Origin of the sequence: Roseibium sediminis (assembly GCF_008711325.1) — a bacterium.
Classification (GTDB): Bacteria; Pseudomonadota; Alphaproteobacteria; order Rhizobiales; family Stappiaceae; genus Roseibium; species Roseibium sediminis.
Genome location: NZ_VXDB01000004.1, coordinates 51561 through 74587, shown reverse-complemented (window position 1 = coordinate 74587; position 23027 = coordinate 51561). Strand labels below are relative to the sequence as shown.

The following is a 23027-nucleotide window of genomic DNA, read 5'->3' as shown; positions in this document are numbered from 1 at the left end:
AGGCAAGACGGCTCGAAGACCGAGCCGTCCGTCAGATCAGTTGATCAGGCCTGCATGCACCATTGCATCGCGGATTTCCGCGCGGGTACCTTCGGAAATCGGCACCAGCGGCAAACGCAGTTCTTCCTCAATCTTGCCAAGCAGAGACAGGGCGTATTTTGCACCAGTCGGATTCGGCTCAATGAAGATTGCGCGATGCAGGGGGGTCAGTTTGTCCTGGATTTCCAGAGCCTTGGCATAGTCACCAGCCGTGCAGGCATCCTGAAACTGCGAGCAGAGACGCGGCGCGATGTTCGCCGTGACCGAAATGCACCCTGCCCCGCCATGCGCATTGAAGCCCAGTGCGGTAATGTCCTCGCCGGACAGCTGGACAAAGTCCGGGCCACACAGGTGCCGCTGACGGCTGGCAGTGGCTAGGTTTGCCGTTGCATCCTTGACGCCGATCACATTCTTGCAGTCACGGTAGAGCTCTGCCATCGTTTCCGGTGTCATGTCGATCACCGACCGGCCCGGAATGTTGTAAATGATGATCGGGATGCCGACCGCGCTGTCGATCGCCTTGTAGTGAGCCTTGAGACCAGCCTGATTTGGCTTGTTATAATAAGGTGTTACAACAAGAACAGCATCGGCACCGGCCTTTTCGGCGTGCTGGGCAAGGTCAATCGCTTCACGGGTATTGTTGGAGCCTGCACCTGCAATGACCGGAACGCGGCCATTTGCTGTTTCGATGCACAGCTCAACAACACGCTTGTGTTCATCATGGCTGAGCGTCGGGCTTTCGCCAGTCGTTCCAACAGGAACAAGGCCGTGGCTGCCCTCTTTTATCTGCCAGTCCACAAAGTCCTGAAACCGTTTCTCATCAAGCGCTCCGTCCTTGAACGGTGTAATCAGCGCTGGAATCGATCCTCTAAACATCTTCCGGTTTCCTTGGGTCTTTCTTGTGAACTTCAATTGGTGTGAACCGGCGGTGACAATACTGTCCAGCCGGAAGCGGGGCAATGGGTAACCACCTTATCGCGGCACCTTTTTCCCTCACCGTTGCAATAAAGGAATTCTTTCAACCCGAGCAAGTCTTCCACTGGCGATTCTGTCAGTTTTTTCCTAGGTTTTTGCCAGACAGTATAAGGATTTTCCTTTGACCATGACCCATATACCCATCGCGCCCAATCTGGCGTCGTTACAAAGCACCGAAGCCCCAACACAGCACTTCACCTGGCTATCACCAGATGGCTTGACTTTGGCTGGTGTGCGCTGGTCACCGCAAGGCAGCGTTGGAAAGAAGACACCTGTTCTGTGTTTGCCGGGCCTTTCCCGGAACACGCGAGATTTTGGCGCGATCGCAGGCTTTTTGACGAAGCAGGGGCACGAAGTGATTGCCCTTGATTATCGTGGTCGCGGTGCAAGTGAATGGTCGCCGGATTGGCAAACCTACACGCTTCCTCAGGAAGCCGCCGATATCGATTTGGCGATATCAGAGCAAAATCTTGACCAATTTGTCCTTCTGGGGACATCCCGCGGCGGGCTTCATGCCATGGCAATGGCGCAAAGATACCCGGCGGACCGCATGATCGGGGTGATTTTGAACGATATCGGACCGGAAATCCCCCTCGCCTCGCTCCTTCGCATCCGCGACAGCATTGGCCTGAAGATGGCTTTTGCGGGATGGCAAGAGCTTACGATCCATCTGCGGACCGGTTTGGGAGATCAGTTTCCTGCACTAACTGAGTGTGACTGGCTTAGATTTGCCCGTCAACTGGCCACTGAGACAGATGGCAATGTTACACTGGACTATGACCCACAGCTCCGCCGCCAATTGGACGGACTTGAAGATGGCGATGCTTTTCCGGATCTTTGGCCGCTCTATGACGGCCTTTTCAATATCCCAGTGCTGATTTTACGCGGAGAACGATCTGATCTTCTCTCGACGGGAACGTCGAAAGCGATGATTCAGCGGCATAATCGGTCCGACTTGATAGTCATTCCCGCTGAAGGACATGCGCCGCTTTTATGGGACCCTATAAGTCAGCAGGCGATCCTACAATTTCTAGGGAAGTCGTAGTGAAACAAGGCGCTTCCTGTCCGGTTCGACAGTTCCAGCTATTCCGATATGTCTAAGAAAAACAAAAAGAAAACCCGGCGTTTCCGCCGGGTTTTCCCGTTAGTCTCGATTAAGAGATTAACTTAGAAAGTGCGCTGAATACGGAACGCAGCCAACAGCTCGTCAACATCAGAGGTGTTGTCGATGTCGGTGTTGGCGTAACCAACTGCGACACCCATGTCGAGGCCGGAAACCGGGGCCCACTTGACGGAACCGTCGATTGCCCAACGAGTTACGTCGTTGTTGGTGCCTGCGAGGTCAACATCGAGGTAAGAACCATCGAGAGACACGCCGATTGCGCCCATCTGGTGGTAGATACCGCCGCCTACGTTCCAACCAGAGCTTGTCTTGCCGTTGCCAGCAACAGCAGCCAGATCGTAGTAGATGGAGTCGTCAGCTGCACCGAGGTAAGCCAGTGCGCCGTCTGCATATGCAGCCTGGAACGCAATGTTCGAAGAAGAGGAGAGCATCGGCAGGTTGATGATCACACCACCCTGAACAGCCCAGCCCAGTTCCGAATCAATGCCAGCAATATGTGCTGCGTCGTTGGAACGAACGTCATGCAGAGCTGCAGACAGCTGAGCAGAACCCCAACCCTGATCAACGCGCAGGTTAGCAACGAGGTCCGGCAGATACTGGCCGCCGTACAGAACGCCGTTTACTGCAGTATCGCCTTCGTCAACTTCACGGTAGCCACCCTCTTCCAAGGAAACCGTCGCGGAGAAACCGTTGCCGAAAGCTGCGGTGTAAGCGATGAGGTCGGTTGTCTGGTCAGACCAGTTACGGGTAACCGGACCGATGTAGGACTGACCGGTGAAGAAGTCGAAGAACGACGTTGCGTAACCAGCAGTCAGGCCGCCCCACTGGATGAATGCCTTGTCTGCAACAACAGAACCACCAGACGTACCCTGGAACTCAGCGTAAGTACGCAGAAGACCGAATTCGGTGGACGTACGGCTATCGAGGTACAGGTAACCACGGCCAATCATGGAATAGTTGTCAGCATCACGACCGCCGAAGCCGTCAGAGTTGTTGTCGCCCATGTTGTTCAGGGTGTACTGTGCACGAATACGGCCGCCAACGCGGAGGCAGGTGTCGGTGCCCGGGATGTAGTAGAAGCGTGCACCGTAAGCGTCACAAACTTTTACGTAGTCGACCGGCTCCGGAGCTACCGGAAGATCTGCAGCGGAAGCGCCGGTAGCAGCAGTGGCTGCAGCGGCTGCGAGCATCAAGCCCTTAAAGTTCATATCTGACCTCCAATCAGTCAATTCTATCAGACTTTGCAAATGGCCTTTGCCTTTAGCAAAATCGTTTCCCCGCGAATTACTCTGTCTTTGTCCCCGACCGGAGGATCTTCTTCCGAGTGGGCAAAGCAGCGCGACCCGAAAGCCGCTCGCAGAAGTGACCATACCCATCCCGATTGCCGGTTCAACATCGAAGTGAGCCGAAGAGCCCGGATCGGCTTCCTTTGGATATGTGTGTGGCAGGAATGTCACGCAATTGGGGATGAACGGTAAGGAACTGGTAACACTTCGGGCGATTTCGCCACATTTCCGCCCCATAAAACCCAAGCATTTACGCGGAGTTCGAGCAGTTGGATCGATGTTTACCGTGGATTCGGCTCCCAAACACAGCGCCGTTTGACGACGATTGCACGCAGCTTTTCGCCAGACCCTGGCTCAGTTAGCCGCCAATGGAACGAATGTCGAGACGCACGGTCGCCGCGTTTCCAACCCTGTCGATCACCGCGAGCGACGTCACACCCGGCCCCGTCGGCACAAAGTGAAACTGTCTTGAGTAAGCTTTGCCCATACCTGAAACTGGTTTGCCGTTTTCCAGAATCACAAATGGCAGTTTCCCGCCTTGCAGTTTGATGACCAACTGGTCGGCAGCGCTTCGGCTGGAAGTTCCGGCCAATTCGAGGACTGCGTTGTCTGGCGGAAACATGATCTTGAACGTCTGATCGTGTTGGTTAGGAGATGCTCTGGCGTCGATTCGCGCCCTTTGGAGGGGAATCGGTAGCTCCGCAGTTACCAGATCGGCCACGCCGTCGGGCCTTTGTGGCAGGGCGACACGCGCCGAGCCAATCCGCTGAAAAACCTCAAAGAGAATCGGACTGGCTGATTCTGCCCCTGTTTGCCCCGAAACAGGCGACCCGTCCGGTCTGCCGACCCATACGCCGACAACGTGCTGCCCATCAAAGCCGACAGACCACGCGTCGCGATATCCGTAGGACGTGCCAGTCTTGTAAGCCACGGCCTGAGCCTTGGCTGCTTGAGGCTGAGGCAAGCCCGACAAAATGTCGACAACCTGCCATGCGGCGGCTTCCGAAAGGAACGGTCGGCTTTGTTGCCGGTTTACAGAGGACTTCGTGGTTTCGCTTTCGCCATCGCGGGAAAAATGAAGATCGACCGGACGCCCCAATTCGGCGAGACCGGCATAGAGGCGGACGAGGTCCATCAGGCTGACCCCCACACCACCGAGACCGATTGCCAGTCCTGCCGCATCCTGTCCGGGAAGATCGGGGGAAAGCCCTGCCCGCTTCATGCGTGCCATGAGCCGCGCCGGACCGACGGTATCCAAAAGCTGGACTGCCGGAGTGTTCAGCGACTGCTGGAGTGCGTGGCGGACCGTGATCGCCCCCTGATAGCCTTGGTCAAAATTCGTCGGACGATAGCCGTCGAAGTCTACGGGGCGGTCCTGAATAAGGCTTTCGGGTAGCGCGATACGGTCCTCGAAAGCGAGTCCATATATATAAGGCTTCAAGGTGGACCCTGGAGATCGGACAGCTTCCGTCATATCCACATGGCCCTGACGGGCGCGATCATGCAGGCCCGGAGAGCCAACCGCGGCGAGAATTTCGCTGCTGGTGTGATCGGCAACCACGATCGCCATCGAGACCTTTCGGCCAAGCTTGCCGACCCGCTTGCTCGCCAGACTTTCCAGCGATTTTTGCAGCTCAAGATCCAGTGTCAGATGATGAACGCTTCGAGCAGGGTTGGCAGCAACCACCTGCCGCGACTTGTGCGGGGCGTGTTGCGGCATCTTCCGCCAGCTGACCGGGAGCCGTTCCCGTTTTGCCGCAGCAATTTCATCGAGCGAGGCAACACCGGTTGCAGCCGCCACATCAAGCACACGGTCCCGCGCGTTTCTTGCAGCCTTTGGCGAACGATCCGGACGGCGTCCTTCCGGTGACTGCGGCAAGGCCACAAGCAAGGCCGCCTCTGCCAACGTGAGACGGGATGGCTCCTTGCCGAACCAGATCAGCGAAGCCGCGCGAATCCCTTCCAGATTTCCGCCAAACGGCGCCCGCAAGGCATAGAGCGCCAAAATCTCGTCTTTGCTCAGGGCGTCTTCCAAGGCAATTGCCTTGAGGACCTGATGGTATTTTGCAGCCAGGCTGCGCGTTCCCTCTTCAGACAAGAGTCGCGCGACCTGCATGGTGAGCGTGGAGCCGCCGGAAACGACCCTGCCCCGGCTAGCCAATTGAACGCCTGCTCTGACCAAGGCGCGAAGGTCGACACCCGAATGCTCACGAAAGCGCCGATCTTCATAAGCAATTAGAAGCTTGAAATAGATCGGATCGATCGCATCCAGTTCGACCGGTAGGCGCCATTTTTCGTCAGCACTCAAAAAGGCTCGCAACAGCCGGTCATTCCTGTCCAGCACGACGTTTGAAACCGACAGGTCTGTTTGTTCCAGTATCGCTTCAGCTGCCTTGTAATCTGCAGCAATCTTGAAGCCTCCGGAAACCAGGAGCCCCGCCACGGCCAAAGCTGTTCCGGCAGCGTAGAAACGCTGCCGGTTTGTCTTTCGGGTCTTTGTGAGCGAGGCCATCGTTCCGCTTATCTGTCGGGTCCGAGGATTTGCACCCGGCCGCTCGCGGTATTGGCCCGGCGATCCGGTCGATACATGTCCTCAACGCTCGCCGCGGGTTGAGCGTATTCACCCGGTATCACTGCCCGCGCCAGATACGCAAAGGTCAGCTCGCTTCCGCCGTAACGGGTCTGGTCGATCGCGGCCTCCACTCGGTCTGCATGGAAGGCAATGTAATCTGGCTGATCGATGGTGGAGAGGAAATCGAGCCCGCCGAGGTCCCCGGAGCGAACCAGCCGTGGATTGTCGACCGCAAATCCCGCCGGTAGGCGATCAACGACCATCAATCGCCCTGCCTGATCCGACAAGGTCCGGACAGTGACAACAACCGCAATTCGTGTGTTTACCGGAATGGCAGAAGGCTCCAGCTGGTTGCCATCCAGATCATACAGCACCCTTTCGATGGAATAGCCGTTTTCACTGGCAGGTTCGGGCGCAGTCGGCTGACCGGCGACAGATACCAGAAGACTGACTGGCTCTGCGGTCTCATTCCTGAATTCGTTCGAAGCTGCGGCAAGTTCCGCACCATTGAATGACCAGGCTATTCGCCCCTGCTGAGCAGTCCCGTTGACAGAGAGCGACGTTTCTGCGGCTTCCTTTTGCAGCTCGTTGGCCGCGAGCAACATCCACGCCATGTCTTGCGTGGAATAGGACCCGGCTTTTGCCTGACGCTCTTCCAGAATGGACAAGGCCCGGCTCTGCAAGGGCGCATCCTTGATCCCTGCTGCAATATACCCCAGCACACCGGCGTCATCACGAAGCGGCGTTCCGAAATCGGAGCGATACCCCGCCTTGACCGGTTCGCTGAGGGCCGAAACCGCAGCATCAAAGCCGATGGTTGCCCTTTCCTGTTCGCCGTAAAGCGCAAGACCGGCGGCAACCTGCGCCTTTGCGAGCGGCGTCGAGAAGGCGTTCAGCTTGGCATCCAGATAATATCTGAGGTCTCCGATGGACGCTCTGCCATTGCGGGCGAGAACGTAGAGGCCATAGCCGATGTCCTCGCCGCCTTCGGCAAAGTCGGAGGCATAGGCCAATCTGTTTTCCAGATTGTCGAGCGCCGAGTCGAGAGCTCGGGCAGGAACATCGAACCCTTGCTCCTTGGCCCTTGTCAGGAAGTCGGTAACATAGGCGTCCAGCCATCCGTCTCCCGTAGCATAGCTGTTCCAGAGCCCGAAGGAGCCGTTCGAGGATTGATTGGCAAGAACCCTCTGGATGCCTGTCTCCACCTTTTCGCGCAGATCTTCCGCCGACCCCAATCCGGCATTTTCAGCGACGGAGCTAAGGTAAAGCAAAGGCAAGGCGCGGCTGGTTGTCTGTTCGGTGCAGCCATAAGGGTACCGGTCGAGGGCGGTCAACAAACCGCCGATATCTATCCGACCGGCAAGCCCCGCAGTGACGGACACCCTGGCTGTATCTGCCTTCAGGCCGTCCAGAACGGCACTATCGAGCACAAGGCTGCCATTGGCTGCAAGCGTGAGTGTCGAGCGACGCAGAACCTCTGGCTGGTTGTCTTTCACGTCGATATTGACCGTTTCAACAAATTCCTCGCCGTTCGGGCCAGTCAGTGACGCAAGGATCTCTCCACGTCCGAGCGCACCGGTCGCCCGAACCGGGAGCCTCAGATCAACCCGTTTGCCCTTCTCAAGCGTGAGGATCTGAGCCGCCAGAGAAGATTCGGTGATTTCCAGCCCCTCGCCTGCAGAGACGGTCAGCTGATACTCTCCGCTTTCACCATCCACATTGTCGATGGCAAGCAAAAGCCGTGACGCATCGGACGGGGCAAGGAACCGGGGAGCCGTCGCCGTGACCACGACAGGTGAGCGGACTTCAAGATCCTGTTCGCCATGCCCCACACCATCGGCGCTCCAGGCAACGACCATGATCCGCAGGCTGCCGTTGAAATCCGGCAGATCAAGTGGAACAGAGGCGGTGCCATCATCCGAAACTTTGACTATGCCGGAAAAGAGTGCAACGGGCTCTTCGTCTGGCGGAGGCGCATCAAGGCGCATTGCCCCGGCATCCCCGCCCGACCGCACGCGTCCCCGTTTTCCGAGCGTCGTATCGATCAGCTGGCCGTAAAGGTCCCGTATATCTGCGCCCAGTCTGTGCTGGCCGTAATACCATTTGTCCGGCGCCGGGCTTTCAAAACCCGTCAGATTGAGAATGCCCACATCAACCGCAGCCAATGTCAGATAGGCTTCACTGCCCGGGGCAAGGTTTGCAATCTTCACGGGGACATCAAGGCTGGTCATCGGCAACACTCGCTCAGGCAAGCTCAGGCTGACATCCAGCACCCGATCCTGCGGGTCGACCTTGAGCCAGCTCAGACCGATTGCCCGCGACGGCATGCGGCTCGCAGAGGCGTCCATCGGCCTTGCGAGGTTTGCAACAATATAGGCGCCTGCCCCCCACTCGGCCGAAACTTCAATCGGCACATCAAGCGGCTCGGTTCCAACTTCCAGTGTTTTCGTTTCCCGAACACCACCGGACACAACCTGAACCGTCACCTCGCCCGCCATTTGAGGAACGATCCGCAATTTGGCGGTTTCGCCTATCCGGTAAGCTTCCTTGTCGAGACCAACGTCCAGATAGTCCGGCGTTTCCGATGTGGCGCTCGCCGTATACCAACCAGCCGAAAAATCGACACTGGTGACGATGCCAAGCTCTTCGGACACCATTTCCAGACGGTATTCGCCCCACTGAACAGGGACAGAAAACTCCACTGCGGCGGATGCCTGGGCATCGATTTCGCCGCTTTCCACCCGCCGGGTTGAAGTGATCGGTTCATATTGCCAGCTGCCATTGGTGCGATACCACTGATACTGGCGATCCAGCTTGGAGAGGATCCATTCAATTCCGGCCTGTTCCTGCCGTTGGCCCGACGCGTCAATCACCATGACCGAGAATGACGCTGGGCCGCCCTCATCCACTCCACCATCGAAATTCGGCTTGATGCCAATGCGCGGCCCGTCCGAAGTGACCGGCAGGTCAAGTCGGCGCTCGACATAGCGCCCACCTGCTTCCACCAGTCGTGTGGTCAGCTCGGCGGCATAAAGTGCTGTCGTTTCCGGAACGTCCGGCAGATCAACGGTGAAGGTCAGATTCCCGTCGGCGTCCGTGACAAGCCCGGACGGCAAGACGGCAGACACCGGGTAGGTTTCGCTGTCGTTCAATCCGAACTGGTATCCCGGCCAGGCAGCAAGTTCGCGGGTCGGTTTCACGCTGACCGTGCCTTCCAGCTTCTGGCCGCTGGCCGGCGCACCGTAGAGAAAGCGAGCCTGAAGGGAGACTTCGGTTCCTGATTGCGTACTGAATTCGCCCGCGTCGCTCTCAAGCGTGAAGTCCACGCGCTCCGGCTGATAGTCCTCGACAAGGAACGTCTTTTGGGCAAGCGCCTGCGCCTTGGGGTCCGCGTAGACTTCTAAGGACCAGACACCCTGTTGTGCAGACGAGGAAAGCACAATGTTTTCCAGATACCCGCCAAGGCCCTGATCCTTGAGCACAGCACTCAAATGTTCGACGCCGTCTGGCCGGATGACCTTGAGCGTCAGCGGCAAGTCTTCCTGGGCATGGGCCTTGGCCGTGCGAAGCAGAGCCTGCAGATGCACGACTTCTCCGGCCTTGTAGATACCACGGTCCGTCCAGGCGAAAACATCCAGAGGGCCGGGAGCAGGCCTTCCCGTCACTCCCCTGTCGGAGAGATCAAAAGCGGGTTTGCGAAGATCGAGAAACGCATGGTTGCCGTGTTCGGGAGCGGCGGTAATGTGAGATGGCTCACGCCCACCAATACCGCGTGTGATGCCTGCTGCAAAATGAGCGATGCCGTCTTCGTTCGTCGATGCCGTATCAAGCGTCTCATTGTTGACCGCAACCAGATGCACCCCGACGCCTTCAACCGGCTTTCCGTCCAGCAGCGAGCGGACATTGACCGTGATACCATCTTCGGACGTCACCGCAGTCAGCCCCAGATCGGTCACCACGAACCACTGGGTCGCCATAGGGCCCCACTCGTTTTTCGTGTCGGATCTGGACCTTGCCGTCATCACGTACAGGCCCGGTTTCATTTCAACGCCAATGTCATTCAGCGGGATGGCGGTCGTCACATCCTCGTTGAGTGGATTTTCCGTTTCGACAACGCCGGACCACACCGCCTCTCCCAGCTCATTTTCGATCTGGTCTGCCTGATAACCCGCAAGTTGCTGAAGGAACTTCCCGTCGCGAATAACCGGCGCCAGACCGCGATAGCCGATCCGATAGAGTTTTGTTTCAACTTCCGTCGTGTTGACCGAAATCACCGGGATCGTCGGATCTCCGCCAGCTGGCAGGACATAGGAACGCCCGATAAAGCGCACGGTGGGTGCCCGGTCGCGCACATAGATTGAAAGACGGGCTTCCTTTTCCAGTTTTTCGCCGTCTGCTGCCGGAAGACCACTTCTTGCGGTCACGTTGTACCGTGCCCCGTGCTGAACACCGTCAACACAGATCTGGTTGTCATCGGTCTCAATGGACAATGTGCCCGACCCGGTCGCCTTCACATAGGGAGCCAGATCGCTGCCGCGCGGCAGGTTGTCTGAAAAGACCAGACAGATGCGGGGAGACACGGCATCGGAATCAACCTGATGATCGACAATCCGGAAGCCGTGTTCTGCAATGGCATCGTCATAGCGCTTGCGAGTATCCGGCTGGTCTTCCAACTCAAGCGAGGCGCGAAACGCCTTGATGGCAGGCTTCCAGTTGTCCTGCCGACCAAGACCGAACCCCAACAGGTCAAGGGCATCGGCCCGTTCCGTACGGGTCACCGCCTTCAAATAGGCGATAGTGGACGCCAGAACCGCGTTGTCCCGCTTTTGCTGGCGCTCCTGCCAGTCGTCAGGATTTTGTCGATAATAGGCACGAGCAAGTCCGGCCCACGCGTCAAAACTGTCTGGTTCAAGTGCGGCGAGGCCCTGATACGCAGGCTCTGCTGCCTGCCCGTTTCCGTCTGCCAACGCCTGTCGACCACGCTGCAGAAGAGCATCGACACTTTCTGCGCCTGGATTTCCGTCCGCCGTGGTACGCACTTCAAATGTGCGGGCTGCCTCGATCTGGTAAGCCGTCAGAAAAGACAGTTCCTTGCGTCTTTCCCCTTCCGCTGTCTGGCGCGGCGCTTCCACTTCCAGCACACGTCCGGCAATCGCTCCGGCAAAGCTCTGCAGATGTCCGGTATCGGATTTCAGGAAACACCATCCAGCGGACGCATTGAACGTGAAGGCCCGACATTGCTTGTCATCGAGACAGACAGCCTTACAGGCATCCAGATCCACATCTTTTACCGTGCGATAGTCCGCGCCGAAATAATCGGCATCATCGATCGTGACAATCCGGCGATCCGCTGCGGCGGCCACCGTTGAAAGGCTCGCTGCGACCAGAAAGGCCGACACTAGTTTCCCGAGATGAAACTCTTTGAATTCAATGGATTTTTTAGAAAAAGGACCGGACACGACAATACCCTCGCGGCGAGATGTGACAACCCAGACTTGCCGAGCCCATCATGAGATCGTGTCGAAGGCATGGCAACTGCCGCAGCCGTGATTTTTCGCAAGGGTAAATGGTTTCAGTCGATGCGGGCCAAAAGTTCTTTGATCAGTGCATCCATCTCTTCCGCCGCCTTGCTGGACGGCGCTTCTTCCATCACGGTTGCCCCCTGCCCCATGGATGCGGCAAAGCTGGTTCTGTTGCCCAGCCGACTTGCAAACGCCTCATAGCCGGACGAACGAATGGCCTCATCCATTTCAGCTGTCAGCGCAGCGCGGGGCGGAACCCGGTTCATGACGAGGATTGCCGGGGTCTTTTCGCGCGCCGCAAGCTCGATAGTCTGCTCGGTGGCCCAAACGTCGACCGGGGTCGGTTGAACCGGCACGAACACGAAGTCGGCAGCTTCAATGGCGGGCCGTGCATCCGTGTCAGTCTTGGGCGGCGTATCAATCACCACAAAGCCGTGGGATCGGGCCAGAGAACGGGCCTCGCGCCGCGCGCCCCAGCCGGAGGCCGTGCGGAAGCAAAGGCCGGTATTGTCCTCGCCGAAGGTGTTTTCGCGGGCCTCATACCAGGTGCCGAGAGACCCTTGCGGATCAACGTCCAGAATCGCGACCGGCTCACCCGTCTTGCGCGCGAGCGCCACTGCCAGATGAGCACTCAGGGTCGTCTTGCCCGACCCACCCTTTTGCTGCGCCACGGTCAATATCCGGCCCGACATAGCGAATCCCTTCCGCCTTCCAATGCATTTTGACGATATTGCATTGCAGCATGAAACTTTGCAACTCATCCGATTTTGGGGCTGGACGCAGCGGCAATGGGGCGCTCAAATCAAGCCAAAGCAGCTTGGGAGGGATCATGAAGCAGCGATTTCTGAAAATTCTTTTCTGCGCGTCCACGATTTGCCTATTGATTGCCGAGCCTGCATTTTCTGAAAGCAGAGTCTTGCTTGCAAACGAAGTGACCGACGAAGACTTTCATAAAGCCGTTGCGTGCGCTGCTGAACCAGAAGGCAAGTGCCGCACACCACTGGTTCGTTGGCCCAAAAAGCGAGCCCAAGATCTGCGCGTCGCCCTTGCCCATGTTGCACCATTTTATCCGCCAGAGGACGCAGAATACATCAGCCAAGCTCTGGATGCTGCAATTACCGAAATCAATTCTGTTACGCCGGCGTTGCAATTGAGACGCGTTGCTCCTGCAGCCAAGGCAGATGTCAATGTTTATCTTCTGAGCATTCATCCCAATACAAAGCTTATGAATACCAAGATCAAAGGTGTGAAGGGGAAATTTATCGAATGGGCACACGTAAATATTTGGTGGAACAATAATAAATATATTAATCGCGCTGTTATCATATTCGCCAACATCCCGGACAAAAGACCTAATACATTCAAGTCAATAATGCTTGAAGAGCTTGCACAGTCTTTAGGTCTCCTCTCAGACATAGAGGGATATGCATATGAATTCGGTTCAATTTTTTCCGAGAAGAGAAATGCCCGAATTACGCTTGGGAAACAGGACCGTGAAGCCATAAAACTTCACTATCCTCAAAGGAATTGAAACCGCATTGCACGGAGGGATCATGAAGCGCGTACCATTGGGTCGGACTGGCGTTGAAGTATCAGAATTGTGTTTCGGCACAATGTCGTTTGGCGCGGAAGCGGACGAGGCCACGGCCGCCGCCATGTACCGGAACTGCAGAGAGGCCGGGATCAATTTCTTCGATTGCGCCGACATCTACAGCTACGGCGTTGCAGAGGAAGTTCTCGGAAAGCTCATCAAGTCAGAACGCGACGACCTCGTCATCACCTCCAAGGTGTTCAACCGCATGGGGTCGGACAGCAATTCGGGCGGCACAAACCGGCGGCATATTGCACGCGCCATCGAAAAGAGCCTGAAGCGGCTGCAGACGGATCGGCTCGATGTCTATTTCGTGCATCAATTCGACCATGCCACCCCGCTGGAGGAAACCCTGCGCGGCCTTGAAGATGTGGTTCGATCCGGCAAGGTTCTCTACATCGGTGCCAGCAACTTCGCGGCATGGCAGATTGCCAAGGCTTTGGGGCTGAGTGCCAAACAGGGCTGGACCGGCTTTTCGGTGCTCCAGCCGATGTACAATCTGGTGAAACGACAAGCGGAAAGCGAAATCCTGCCGCTTGCGATTTCCGAAGGCCTTGGCGTGATCTCCTACAGCCCGGTTGGCGGCGGGCTCTTGTCAGGCAAGTTCCGGCCCGGCGTGAAGCCGGATGGCACACGCCTCTCGGAAAACACCATGTATTCCAAGCGCTACGGAGAACCGTGGGTGTTTGAGGTGGCAGAGAAATTCACGGCCTTTGCCGAGGCCAATGGATACCACCCGGTATCGCTCGCAGTTGCCTGGGTAAAGGCGCATCAGGGGATCACCGCGCCAATCATCGGCGCCCGCAATCCGGAGCAGCTTGCCCCATCCCTGAAAGCGGTCGATATCGACATGACTGCCGAGCTTCGCAAGGAGCTGTCTGCCCTGTCTCGCACGCCGGCCCCAGCCCATGACAGGCTGGAGGAGCAATAGGGTTCAGAACGAGAGACTACCTGCCGCCCAGCGCATAATAGACATTCCAGGCCGGGCGGCCGGTAATCGGCAGGCCGTATTTGGCTTCCGCCTTCTTGATGCCTTCCCGGGTGGCCGGACCGATCTTTCCGTCCGGCTCTCCGACATCGATCCCATTCTGGTTCAACAGCTTCTGCAACTCCCAGCGCTGCGCACGGGACAGGCCGGGATTGTCCGTCGGCCAAGGGGCCTTGAATGGCTCCCGTCCAACAATCAGTTCCGACAACAACGCAATTGCGAGCCCATAGGATGTGGAAGCGTTGTAGGATCGTAGGGCATTGAAGTTCCGTGTCACGAGGAAGGAAGGACCGCTCTTTCCGGCAGGTTGGATCAAAGCAGCTTCAGTTTCGCCCGACACCCGCTTTCCGGACATGGTGACAAAACCCCTCTTCCCCCATGTGCTGAGAGATGCACGGCTTTTGAGACCCTCCGGTCCGGAATAGCCATCCGGCGCCTTGACCTCATAGCCCCAGGGGCGAGAGTTGCGCCATCCCGCGTCTTTCAGAAAATTTGCCGTCGATGCGAGCGCATCAGCGGATGAATTGACGAGGTCCTTTCGACCGTCGCGGTCATGATCGACAGCAAGGCGGGTGTAGGTGGTCGGCATGAACTGCGTTTGCCCAAAGGCCCCAGCCCACGACCCCCGGAAATCCTGCACGGCAACATCGCCGCGTGAGGCGATTTCAAGTGTTTTCATCAGCTCGCCGCGGAAATATTTCGCCCGGCGTCCTCCCGCGCAAGCCAGATTGGCAAGAGCATGGGGCGTGTAGAAATCACCCTGAAACTTGCCGAAGTCGCTCTCGATGCCCCAAACGGCGACGACCACGTTTCCAGGCACCCCGTAGCGCTTTTCGATGGAAGCCAATGTGCTGCGATGTTTCTGCATCAATGCCTTACCATCGGCGATCCGCTCTGGATCGACGAGGAACGCCATGTAATCCCAAATTGGCGTATTGTATTCCGGCTGGCTGGTGGAGAAGCGAATGACCTTTTCATCATAGGTCGCTCCCCCCAGCATTTTCTCCGCGACACCGGGGCGGACGCCGGACGAAATCGCCTGCTTCTTCAAAGATGAAACGCAGCTTTCGATCGCCGATGCCGGTTCGCTCACGACCGCAAAGCCCAACAGAAGCGGCAACAGTCGTGTCATCCCTTGCATGCGAAACCCTGCGACTTCCGACATTTTGCCCCCCACGGCTGACAATCCAGACCTTATCTCCATGGTGAGCCCAATTGCGGCAAAAAAACGCCGTCCATCCGGAATGCCACATGGACGGGAAGATGTGCACAAGATCCAAGCAAATTTGCCGAAACCTGCACTGGCAGGAACAGGGACAGCCACTTTCGTCGGAAGTGACGCTAATACGCATTATTGCGTATACTAATCCCGATTTTGACTTCGTTGGTTTTACGCCCTGGGTTAAGCGAAACTTGAAAGCAGGTGCACGCTGGGGGTTACGGCCGCAAACACATCGCGTTCATTTCCGAAGGCGCAGGGCTTAAAGATGAGGGCCGCGTCGCCCGCATCCTTCCCTCCCTGCAGCGCCATGCCACAAAGTCAGCTCAATCCAACACCCCCTCTTTACAAATGCAAAACAATAAACTACCTATTGATAGGTAGATGGAGGTGGCAATGAAGATTTATGACGTGGAAGGCTTCCCTAATCCGACACGGGTCCGCATGGCTCTGGCTGAAAAAGGTGTGATTGACGAAGTCCAATTCATTCCGGTGAATGTAATGGCCGGTGAGCACAGAAGTGCGGAATTCAGGGCCAAGAATCCTGACGCATCTGTTCCCATGCTTGAACTTGCCGACGGGCAATTCATTTCCCAGTGTACGGCGATTACCGAATATATCGACGGCACCTATCCGGGAGAGAACCTCTGCGGTCGCACACCCTGCGAACGAGCGGTCATTCACATGATGAACCGCCGAATGGAGGCGGGCCTTCTGGATGCTGTAGGCGATTACTTTCACAACGCCACACCGGGTCTTGGCCCGGAACTGGAGGCGGAACAGAACCCGCGCTGGGGCCTGATCCGCAAACGTAAAGCCATCGAGACGATGGAGTATCTCGACGAAGTCCTCAAGAAATCGGACTATGTCGCGGGAGATCGCTTCTCAATGGCTGATATCACCGCATATGCCGGTCTGGCATTTGCCGACTTTGCGCAGATTGAAATTCCTGACCGCTTGAAAAAGCTGGCGGCGTGGCGCCGCAGGATTGCTTCAAGAGCCAGTGTGGCATCCTGATACCCCGAAACACGGAGATAAACCCATGGAAATTCGTTCAGATTTCTCCCAGAAGGCTCTGGTGCATTCGGAGTCTGAGCCGTGGCATGCTTCCCCCATGCCGGGCGTGGACCGGCGTATGCTTGACCGGATCGGCGGAGAGGTGGCCCGGGCAACAACCATCGTCAGATATGCGCCCGGTAGCAAGTTTTCAGCGCATACCCATACGGGCGGCGAGGAATTCATCGTTCTTGACGGCGTGTTTCAGGACGAACATGGAGATTTTCCGGCCGGAACCTACGTTCGAAATCCACCGACGACCAGCCATACGCCCGGCTCGGACGAAGGCTGCACGATCTTTGTAAAGCTCTGGCAATTCGACATGAATGACCGCACACAATTCCGAAAGGATATGGAAGCAGAGCTGGGAGACGTCAAAGACGGAGTTGCCAGTGCGGAACTGCACAGGGATCCACGCGAGATCGTGACCTATTATTCTGCAGTCCCGGGTGCAAAGCTCCACCTGAAAGCCGAAGGTGGCATCGAGTTGCTGATGATCGGTGGGGCCCTCTCCCCCGAAGGCGAGGAACCGCTTCAAAAAGGGTCCTGGCTCCGTCTTCCCGAGGGTGTCGATTTGTCGGCTGTCGCGGGTCCCCAAGGAGCCAAGCTATGGGTCAAAACCGGACATCTGCCCTATGCTCAGCCGCCGGCGGCATAACGGGGTCGGAAGCGTTCTTCGCAAGAGTTCCGGTAGTTGATCTTCACATCGGAACGTCTTCAAGGTACACAGGCGGGTCAGTGATTTTGCTAATGGCAAGTCACCAAGCCGCCTGTAGTCCTCCAAAAGACCCTGTCCGATGAGCGCCAAAGATACAAAAACCGAACTGATGGACGTTGCCGACTACCTCGTCAGGCACAAGGGGGCTGACGGTTTCAGCTACTCTGACCTTAGCAGCGTGGTGGGGATCAGAAAGGCCAGCATTCATCACCACTTCCCGACGAAGGCGGACCTTCTGACGGCCATCATGCAGCGTTACGATTCCCGCGTAATGGAAGACCTTGAAGCTTTCTCGGCGCAATCCAGGACGGTCAGCGAGAAACTTCGCCGGTTTGTGTCCTTCTACCGGGACGCCCTGAATGGTGGCGATACGCTGTGCATGTGCGTTGCCTATACGGTAACCCATAGCGAGCTTGCAGAGCCGACACAGGCCGCGATCCATACCTTCAGATCACGGGTTGCCCAATGGCTGAAGACCCGCTTTGACGAGGCGCGCCAGAGCAAGGAAGTCAAGGATTTGCAGGATCCGGGCGCTGAGGCGGCCGCCCTTCTGGCACTGGTCGAAGGAGCGCAGATTGCAACGCGCATCAGCGGCGATCTGGCCAGTTATGATGCTGCTACCAAACTCTTTCTGGACCGCCTTCAAGCGGCCTGACATATCGCCCGAAAAGGTTGTTCGCTCGTGCAGACGCTCCGGGACGTCAATGGAATCCTGACCTTCCTGCAAAGTGCGGAACGCCTAAAGGACACTCTGCGCTCCGGAAAAACGCGACAAGGCCGACAGGAAAGCGTCGCGGAACACTCTTGGCGACTGTGTCTATTGGCAATGCTTGTCAGCAGCAATGATCCGGACATTGATCTTTCCCGCCTGCTGAAACTCTGCATCATCCACGATCTTGGAGAAGCCATTGGCGGAGATGTGCCCGCCATTGCGCAAACGGCGGACGACGACCGGAATGCAAGGGAATTGAAAGACCTTGAACGTCTCTGCACTCCTCTGGCAGCCGAGCTGCGGGCTGAAATCCTGTCGCTCTGGAAGGAATACAACACTGGCCAAACGCCGGAGGCTGTCATGGCCAAGGGCCTCGACAAGATCGAAACGATGCTTCAGCACAATTTGACCCCGGACAATCCGGATATCGATTTTGCCTTCAACCTGACCTATGGCGCGGCACAAACGGACAAGCACCCGCTTCTTTCGAAAATGCGGGAGCTGGTCGACCAGGAAACGTCTGCGATTGTCGGCAAGTCGGGGAAGCCGGATTAAGCCGACTTCCGCACTTCTTGTTGCACAGCCTCATATCGCTCACTGAGAAACGAATGAAAGACCACGTTGTCGCTTGAGACTTCGATGGCCTGACCGGGGCGAACTTCTTCCCAGCATCCGGTCACGTCGTCATAGGGTTCGGAGACCACGCTGACGCCATCATCAAAGCGCCGGAAAAACAGGGTCGGAGCCAGATGATCCGACGCGTAGCGCGCTGCAAAGATCCTCTTGCCGTTTGACCACGAAGCAGCAAAGCGCATGGCAGGTGAGCCACCGTGCTTTTCAGCAATCGTCTGGATTTTCGAAACGGTGCGCGCCATCGCGCCGATCGGATCGTCGTCGAGCCCCTCGCCCATCGCGATCAGGAACAAGGCTTCGGAATCCGTTGTCCCGGAGCGATGCTTGTAGAGTTCATCCGGTACAAGAGCATCCAGATGCTTGCGAATACGGTCATACCCGCCAATCTGCCCATTGTGCATGAAGGCCCATCGACCAACCGCGAAGGGATGGCAGTTGCCGCGTGTTGTCGCTGTTCCGGTCGAAGCACGCACATGCGCCATGAACAGGGGGGAGCGGACATGACGCGCGATTTGCATAAGGTTCGCATCTGACCATGCAGGGCAGATATCCTTGTAGACGCACGGCGTTTCGCGTTCGCCATACCAAGCGGCGCCAAAGCCGTCAGCATTGATGGCGGTTTTGCAGGACAGCGCATTGCGGCTCTGATCAATGAGCGAATGCACCGGATCGTAAATCAGGTTCTCAAGAAACTTGGGAGCACCATGCCAGGCAGCCCAGCGGCACATCAAGCAACCTCCTTCAGGGGCCTGAACCGGGCCGTTGCACTGTCACATTCATAGAGTTCGCACATCGGATAAGGCTCGGATGCGAGCGTGTCGACGGCATCAATGATGCGATCCGCCTTCTCGTCGCTGGCCAGCACGCTGAGGTTCAATCGCGTCCAACCGGGTTTCAAAGTCTCTTCTCCGGACAAGATGGCGGTTCTGATCTCCTCCGAATCGGCTTCTGTCAAGCCGAGCAATCGGTGGGCATACGGCCCCGCACAAGCACACCCGCCACGCACCTGCAGACCGTATATGTCTGAAAGCATACGCGTAACTAGTTGCTGATGTATGTATCCGCCCTTCTTCTTGTCACGCACTCGGATCGAAAAGATTGGAAGCGGCATGTCGGCTGCCGGATTGCCCATGATCTCGATGGCAGGATTGTTCTGCCAGCGGGAAATCGCCCGCTCGCGCAACTCCGCATGCCGACGGTCCATTGTCGCCTGACCGATGGCGGCCTTGACCATGAAGACGAGAGCCGTGCGGATGTCTCCAACCACATTCGGCGTGCCACCTTCTTCGCGAGTTGCAAGGTTTTCGCTGTAATCATGCGCCCAAGGGGACACGAAGCGGACCGTGCCGCCGCCCGGAAACACCGGCTTGCGCCGATCGACAGCAGCCTTTCGAACGATCATGATGCCGGTTGCGCCAGGGCCACCAACGAACTTGTGAGCCGATACGACAACCGCATCCTTCTGCGCATCGGTCCCAACCTTCATGTCAATCGGCAGATACGGGCCGCTGCCCGCGCAATCCCACAGGCTGCGGGCACCGTGACGATTGAGAACGCGGGTGACGGCATCGGCATCTGTCACAATACCGGTGACATTCGACATAAGGGAAAAGGCACCGATCTTCAGACGATCAGCCCCGGCGGCGGCAAGCACGGCGTCCAGATGCTCCAGATCCGGGCCACCTTCAGCGCTTTCACGGATCTCGATCACCTCGGCACCGCTTTCGCGCCAGGGAAGAATGTTGGAGTGATGCTCATAAGGGCCAATGACAACAAGCGGCGCCGCACCGCTCTCACCTGTCGTGCCAGCTCCTAGCAGATGGACCAGCCGGTTGATGCCCGTCGTTGCACCTGAGCCCGTGAACACGACCGCATAGTCGTCATCTGCGCCGCACAGCTGTCCTATGATCCGTCGGGCCTCCTGCCGCATGCGCGTCATGACACCACCGACATAGGAAGCTTCGGTATGGCTGTTGGCATAGAAAGGCAGAACCTCGGTCATGACGAAGTCCTCAATCTGACGCAGAGGCCGACCTGATGCCACGTAATCGGCATAAATCAGTTCTTTAGGGCCGAACGGACCATTGATGATCGTGCCTTCGCCGATCAGGCCACCGCGCAGCCACTCGATCAGATCGGGACGCTCCAGCGAGGTGCGAAACCGGTCAAAAACCGTCTCATTTGAATGTGTCATTGTCCTGCCCTTCCTTGAGGACACAGACTATATGATAGACCTCAAGGTGTATTCCTCACCTTCTTTCATCGCAAATGCTCAATTTTTGTGTCATATGATCTCATATGGGAAAAGATATAGATCAGATTGACCGCCGCCTGCTCGCAGCCCTGCAAAAAGATTCGCGGCTGTCGCAGCGGGATCTCGCAGACAAGGTCGGCCTGTCCCAGAATGCCTGCTGGCGACGACTGAAGGCATTGGACGAACTTGGCCTGATCAAGGGGCACACGATCCGGCTTGATCCGGTCGAACTCGGGTTACCGCTGACGGTGTTCATGATGGTCCGCACGCGCCATCACTCAAAGGAGTGGCTGGAGAAATTCCGGCGGGAAGTGCTGGCCATTTCCAATGTCATCGATTTTTACCGGATCGCCGGTGATTACGACTACATGCTGAAGGTGGTGGTGAAGGACATGAATGCTTTCGACCGCGTCTATCAGCGCATTATCGAGAAGGTCGATCTGGACACGGTTACATCCTACATGACCATGGAAGCGATTGCGGATGCTCGCCCCCTGCCCGTCATTTCGGAGGGGTGAGTCGCATAGAGAATGCCGGGCACATTACGCATGCATTAGACGCGCAAATCTTCGCGTTTGCGCAATTACATCAAGCATAAATTGCAAGATGACGCAGCGGCGTGTTGCCTTTTTGCCCATATGGTAAAATTTCAGGACCTCCATAACCACAGAACCTGCAAGCCCACTTGCCATATCTACGTAAGTCACCCTATCCGGACACTCCCATTTACTGGACAAAGTCGACCACCGATTAAGGGACTGGGGATTTGAAAAACATCATTTTGGCAATTGCCATTGCAGCAGCTGTCGGAGCTTGCGCTTCGAAAGGAAACGAGAGCCTTCGCGAGGAAACCGAGACGTCGGTTGCCGGCAAACTGACCGAGGGCAAGACCACCCGCTCACAGGTTCAGCAGATGTTCGGCTCGCCCTTTGAAACGAGCTTCACGGATTCTGGCGATGAAATCTGGACCTACCAGTTCGACAAGCTCCAGGCCGACGCGGTCAACTTCGTGCCGATCGTCAACAGCTTCGGTTCGTCCTATTCCGGCAAGCGCAAGCAACTCGTCGTGCTGTTTGACCGCAACAACGTGGTGAAGCGCTACTCCATGACGGATTCCGATGTCTCGGTGAAGTCCGGTCTGTTCTGATATACGGCCACACAGCCTAGCCCCGACATTGATTTGCCGGGGCTTTTTGCTGTCATCCGGAAAGGCTGGCCACAGGAGACGTGTCTGCAGATCCTGTAGCTGTGGATGCTTCGCGCTTACTGCGATTGACCAGCCGGTCCGTGATGGCGGCAGAAAGCCAGATACCTGTCAGCGTGATCCACGCGGTCAAAGCAAATACCGACGCGCCGGTCACGCCCGCCCCCACGGCGCATCCGCCTGCCAGCATGCCGCCAAAGCCCATCAGCGCGGCTCCTGTCAGATAACGCGCCATGGACCTGCCGCCTTCAAACCCTTGCAAGGCAAGTTCCCGTGTCAAAAGCGCGGCGATGAAGGAGCCGAGGAATACACCGGGGACGAGACCGATATCAAAGTCGAGTGCCGACCCCGGAGGCGACAGGAACAACATCAATGTGTCGGCAGAGGGCCCCGTGAAGGTGACCCCCTCGACCTGAACCGGTTCGAAGGCTTGCGACGCCATGGAGGAAGTAAACCACCATGCTAGCGGGATCGCCAGACCCGCCCCACACGCGGTCAAGGCTTGCCAGATCGGTGTGCGGGCGCGGAATGCAAAGAAGAGACCGGCGCAAAGCCACAAAAGCGCGAAGACGATTGTGGCCGGATAGGAAATGGCCAGGTGGGCCGTCAGATCATTGCCACCAATATCAGCCGTGGTCCACCAACCGGCGATCCATTCCCGTGCGGGTTTCAGGATGCCACGCAAACTCGCCTGAGCGATCACAGCGAATACAAGCCCGGACAGCAAGGCCCTGAGATTTCCAGTCGCTGACAGAACCAGAAGGCGACTGGCACACCCGCGTGCAAGCACCATTCCCGCGCCGAACAGCAATCCGCCGATCGCAGCACCTGACAGGCTTTGGGGAGACGCCAGCTGTCTGGCTTCATGCGCCAGAACTGCTCCGGACAGGCTGAGGACCTGCGTCACCAATACGGCACAGGAAAAGGCCAACAGCCACACGGACAAGCGCACGCCGAAAATGCCATGCGAGAAATCCAGGGCAGCGGCGCGTAGGCAAAAGCGGCTTTGCTGCGCACAAGCACCGAAAATGAAGCCAACAAAAAGTCCGCCAATAGCAAGGATTTGCGCCTCCGAGACGCGTTCGAAAAGAAACCCCAGATCCAACATCCCCTGCTCCCTGAAACGACAGCCTGA

At 57.2% G+C, this 23027-nt stretch carries 18 protein-coding genes; 9 read left to right on the top strand and 9 right to left on the bottom strand.

Annotated elements, in window-relative coordinates; all coding sequences use genetic code 11:
* Positions 1-36: 36 nt before the first annotated feature.
* Positions 37-915 carry a 4-hydroxy-tetrahydrodipicolinate synthase gene (gene dapA / locus F0155_RS05280; protein ID WP_150523442.1) on the bottom strand — a complete coding sequence of 293 codons (879 nt, stop codon included), beginning with the start codon at positions 913-915 and terminating at the stop codon, positions 37-39.
* 226 nt (positions 916-1141) lie between these two features.
* Between dapA and F0155_RS05275 the strand changes: the two genes are divergently transcribed.
* Complete coding sequence (locus F0155_RS05275; RefSeq protein WP_150523605.1) at positions 1142-2059, top strand: alpha/beta fold hydrolase; 918 nt, start codon at positions 1142-1144, stop codon at positions 2057-2059.
* Positions 2060-2181: 122 nt separating this feature from the next.
* Here F0155_RS05275 and F0155_RS05270 read toward each other — a convergent pair whose 3' ends face one another.
* The 4 genes from F0155_RS05270 to parA form a co-directional block, all read right to left on the bottom strand.
* A complete protein-coding gene (locus tag F0155_RS05270) occupies positions 2182-3345 on the bottom strand; it encodes a porin (protein WP_150523441.1) in 1164 nt (387 codons plus the stop codon).
* Positions 3346-3781: 436 nt separating this feature from the next.
* The gene (gene pbpC / locus F0155_RS05265) at positions 3782-5935 is read right to left on the bottom strand and encodes a penicillin-binding protein 1C (RefSeq protein ID WP_150523440.1); all 2154 of its coding nucleotides are present in this window, start codon (positions 5933-5935) and stop codon (positions 3782-3784) included.
* A gap of 8 nt (positions 5936-5943) precedes the next feature.
* Positions 5944-11394, bottom strand: a complete 5451-nt coding sequence (locus tag F0155_RS05260; protein ID WP_150523439.1) for an alpha-2-macroglobulin family protein — start codon at positions 11392-11394, stop codon at positions 5944-5946.
* A 173-nt stretch (positions 11395-11567) separates the two neighbouring features.
* Positions 11568-12209 carry a ParA family partition ATPase gene (gene parA, locus F0155_RS05255; RefSeq protein WP_150523438.1) on the bottom strand — a complete coding sequence of 214 codons (642 nt, stop codon included), beginning with the start codon at positions 12207-12209 and terminating at the stop codon, positions 11568-11570.
* A gap of 137 nt (positions 12210-12346) precedes the next feature.
* Here parA and F0155_RS05250 point away from each other — a divergent pair, with 137 nt between their 5' ends.
* Both F0155_RS05250 and F0155_RS05245 read left to right on the top strand, forming a co-directional pair.
* Positions 12347-13048: a DUF2927 domain-containing protein gene (locus F0155_RS05250; protein WP_161599756.1), complete on the top strand. Its 702-nt coding sequence runs from the start codon at positions 12347-12349 to the stop codon at positions 13046-13048.
* A 22-nt stretch (positions 13049-13070) separates the two neighbouring features.
* Complete coding sequence (locus F0155_RS05245; protein ID WP_150523436.1) at positions 13071-14039, top strand: aldo/keto reductase; 969 nt, start codon at positions 13071-13073, stop codon at positions 14037-14039.
* 16 nt (positions 14040-14055) lie between these two features.
* Here the strand turns inward: F0155_RS05245 and F0155_RS05240 are convergent, their stop codons facing one another.
* Entirely contained in the window at positions 14056-15261 is a 1206-nt protein-coding gene (locus F0155_RS05240; RefSeq protein WP_204934395.1) for a lytic murein transglycosylase, read from the bottom strand.
* A gap of 450 nt (positions 15262-15711) precedes the next feature.
* Here F0155_RS05240 and F0155_RS05235 point away from each other — a divergent pair, with 450 nt between their 5' ends.
* The 4 genes from F0155_RS05235 to F0155_RS05220 all read left to right on the top strand — a co-directional run bounded on the left by F0155_RS05235 (position 15712) and on the right by F0155_RS05220 (position 18356).
* Positions 15712-16332 (top strand): glutathione S-transferase, encoded by a 621-nt coding sequence (locus tag F0155_RS05235; RefSeq protein WP_150523435.1) that lies wholly within the window; start codon positions 15712-15714, stop codon positions 16330-16332.
* A gap of 25 nt (positions 16333-16357) precedes the next feature.
* The gene (locus F0155_RS05230) at positions 16358-17029 is read left to right on the top strand and encodes a cupin domain-containing protein (protein ID WP_150523434.1); all 672 of its coding nucleotides are present in this window, start codon (positions 16358-16360) and stop codon (positions 17027-17029) included.
* Between the two features lie 139 nt (positions 17030-17168).
* Positions 17169-17744 (top strand): TetR/AcrR family transcriptional regulator, encoded by a 576-nt coding sequence (locus F0155_RS05225; RefSeq protein WP_150523433.1) that lies wholly within the window; start codon positions 17169-17171, stop codon positions 17742-17744.
* Between the two features lie 27 nt (positions 17745-17771).
* A complete protein-coding gene (locus tag F0155_RS05220; RefSeq protein ID WP_150523432.1) occupies positions 17772-18356 on the top strand; it encodes an HD domain-containing protein in 585 nt (194 codons plus the stop codon).
* Here F0155_RS05220 and F0155_RS05215 read toward each other — a convergent pair.
* Together F0155_RS05215 and F0155_RS05210 are read right to left on the bottom strand one after the other, a co-directional pair.
* Entirely contained in the window at positions 18353-19162 is an 810-nt protein-coding gene (locus F0155_RS05215; protein ID WP_150523431.1) for a class II glutamine amidotransferase, read from the bottom strand. The two genes, F0155_RS05220 and F0155_RS05215, sit on opposite strands and share 4 nt — an antisense overlap.
* Positions 19162-20628, bottom strand: coding sequence for an aminotransferase class V-fold PLP-dependent enzyme (locus F0155_RS05210; protein ID WP_150523430.1), 1467 nt, complete (start codon positions 20626-20628; stop codon positions 19162-19164). Before F0155_RS05210 ends, F0155_RS05215 begins: the two co-directional genes overlap by 1 nt.
* A 104-nt stretch (positions 20629-20732) precedes the next feature.
* Between F0155_RS05210 and F0155_RS05205 the strand changes: the two genes are divergently transcribed.
* Positions 20733-21206 carry an Lrp/AsnC family transcriptional regulator gene (locus F0155_RS05205; RefSeq protein ID WP_150523429.1) on the top strand — a complete coding sequence of 158 codons (474 nt, stop codon included), beginning with the start codon at positions 20733-20735 and terminating at the stop codon, positions 21204-21206.
* Between the two features lie 248 nt (positions 21207-21454).
* The gene (gene bamE / locus F0155_RS05200) at positions 21455-21835 is read left to right on the top strand and encodes an outer membrane protein assembly factor BamE domain-containing protein (RefSeq protein WP_150523428.1); all 381 of its coding nucleotides are present in this window, start codon (positions 21455-21457) and stop codon (positions 21833-21835) included.
* Between the two features lie 52 nt (positions 21836-21887).
* Here the strand turns inward: bamE and F0155_RS05195 are convergent, their stop codons facing one another.
* Positions 21888-22997, bottom strand: a complete 1110-nt coding sequence (locus F0155_RS05195) for a YeeE/YedE family protein (protein ID WP_150523603.1) — start codon at positions 22995-22997, stop codon at positions 21888-21890.
* Positions 22998-23027: the final 30 nt, after the last annotated feature.